This is a genomic window from Paenibacillus dendritiformis (assembly GCF_015845845.1).
In the GTDB taxonomy this organism is placed as follows: Bacteria; Bacillota; Bacilli; order Paenibacillales; family Paenibacillaceae; genus Paenibacillus_B; species Paenibacillus_B dendritiformis_C.
This window is the reverse complement of record NZ_LDIG01000017.1, coordinates 1-1,671: the sequence shown is the minus strand read 5'-3', so window position 1 is coordinate 1,671 and position 1,671 is coordinate 1. Positions and strand designations below refer to the sequence as shown.

The 1,671-nt window shown below is 53.5% G+C and carries 1 protein-coding gene; it reads right to left on the bottom strand.

All coding sequences use genetic code 11. From position 1 onward, the window contains the following. The coding region (locus tag ABD76_RS00150) for a tetratricopeptide repeat protein (protein ID WP_197253223.1) at positions 1–1,671 on the bottom strand (1,671 nt) is incomplete at both ends.

Genomic DNA, 1,671 nt, shown 5'->3' with positions numbered 1-1,671 from the left:
GAGGTCGGGACAAAAGGCCCCTTTCGCTTGTAACGAAGGTTGATGGGATCGTACTAGGTCAGCTGTCGTCAACGCTGATTCTTTGGCACGTTGGACATCCTCCGGATCGAAGATTGATGTATCAATCTCGTTGCCTTGGCAATATCCAATAAGGTGACCAATGGCCGTCAGGTTACGCCGATTTTCTAGAAGGGATTTTATTAGATAGCTCTTGGCTTCTTCTTCATTGCCCAGAATCGCATTGGTAATTCCTAGATTAGCAAGCAGGCGCGAACGGAATGTGGCATTGAAAGTAGCCGTGTGCTGTTCGGCCTTGTGATAATAGTGTAAGGCGCCCTCGAACTCACCTTGGCGGTACATTGCGGTGCCCATGTTGACAGCCAAGCTTGGGCTGGTTCGTACTCCCTGTCGGACTATGTGCAGGAATTCCTTTTCGGCCTCTTCATACATGTCATATCTTAGATATGCCCAGACGAGGTTTTCTCGCGCCTCGACGGACGTTGGTTGGGCACGTGTTGTCCATGTCCAAAGTGCTAGGTCATTCCTCCAGACGCGTACAATGGATCGGTCGATGGGGATGGAAATGATGATCATCAGGGCTAGTAGCCCAGTCGACGCCCGTCGCGCCATCTCGCTGATTCGAAGACGGGCAAGCACGTAAGGTGCGAACGCGAGGAGGATCGCCGTCGGCAAGTACATGAAACGCTGATGGATGGCGTTCTGACCGATTGGTAATGGGATCAAATGCAAGACCGGGAGATACGCCGCTAGCCATGCTAGTAGCCACCAGCCAGAGGGACGGCGGCGCAGAACCAGTATAGCGATCATCGCCAGAAAAGAGAGGGCGATCATGTGTGCCTGCCAGAACGAGGCGAGAGAGCCGTCCTGCGGCCAAGCCCACGTATGATGTGGAGAGGAGCCGACAAAAGGCATCGCTGTTAGCTGTAGATACTTGCTTATCGAGACCGTTACCAGGGAGAGCCACTCAGCTGGTGTTGGCCGAGCGACCTGGAGAAGATCGGCCTCGGACATCACATGATGACGGACAAATAGATAGACTATGCCAAACCCGACGAGCGCCGCATAAGCTTTAAGCTCCCGGACTGTAAAAGCGTCGCATAATTGGATTGCTTGCTTTGGTCGCGTTTGGCTTCCTTTAAGTAGAGCATGGACACCCAGAAGTAAAGGGAATATCGCGACGCTCTCTTTGCATAGGGCGCCAATGAAAAATAGAAGGCCAAGTAGAAGTGCCCTCGTTCGATCGCGAATGGCTAAGCCAGCCACCCACAGTGCGAGCAGCACCCAGAGCGTGGCCATCAGGTCGAAGCGTGAGGAGATCCAAATTGGAGCTTCAGAAAGGGCTGGGTGAACCGAAAAGATCGAGGCAAGCAGGAGGGGTGTCCATGGAGAGGCGGGACGGTCCGGTGCGTGAGTCAATGCGATCGCGCGGCGTGCAAGAAAAAACACCAGCGCACTGCAGATCCAGTGGATAGCTAAATTAATCGAATGAGATACCGCAGGGTTGCGATTTGAAGCGATGACCTCCGCATACAACATGAGTAGCGGTATTGGGCGAACGTAGCTTCTCTGCCCAAAAAGCGGCTCAAATGCGGCGGCCAGAGCGGTTCGGAGGTCGTGGACCCAGACGTAATCCCCAAAGAAATATATGTC